The sequence below is a fragment of the Streptococcus sp. HMSC065E03 genome, assembly GCF_001815045.1.
GTDB classification, from domain to species: Bacteria; Bacillota; Bacilli; order Lactobacillales; family Streptococcaceae; genus Streptococcus; species Streptococcus parasanguinis_AD.
Window position 1 is genome coordinate 1 of record NZ_KV818833.1, and the last position, 501, is coordinate 501.

Sequence of the window (501 nt, forward strand, 5' to 3'; positions counted from 1 at the left end):
CCAAAAACAGTGACCTTATTCAAGAAAATTTATTAATCCCTAAAATCTCTCTAATTGCAAATTTAGGGAGCCTTATCATGAGTGTGGTTGCTATTATTTATATAGAATGGCGATTAGCATTAGTCTTTCTTTTATTGTCGAGTCTAACGATTTTTCTATCACAAATTCCTGGAAAGTTAATGACTAAATCAACAAATAATTATTCTCTACAAAATAATCACTATTTGTCAAAAATGACAAACTTTATTAATGGTTTTGAACAAATTAAGTTATTAAATATTCAAAGCTGGACCCAAGAAAAAATTCAGGAAATCAGTTTAGAATTTGAAGAGTCCAGAAAAACATATCAATTCTTAAAAGACTTAGCTTCAACTACTGGAATTTTACTAAGTTTTGGCTCTCAACTATCCTGTATGGTTGCTGGTATCTTTTTTGTAAGAAATAACTTACTGACTATTGGATTACTAGTAGCAAGTATTCAATTATTAAACGGTGTTTTTG

Annotated in this window: 1 protein-coding gene; it reads left to right on the top strand. The window is 28.9% G+C overall.

Annotated elements, in window-relative coordinates:
• Window positions 1–501 (top strand): ABC transporter transmembrane domain-containing protein (locus HMPREF3002_RS00080; protein WP_141754462.1); only part of this gene is annotated, 501 nt, incomplete at both ends.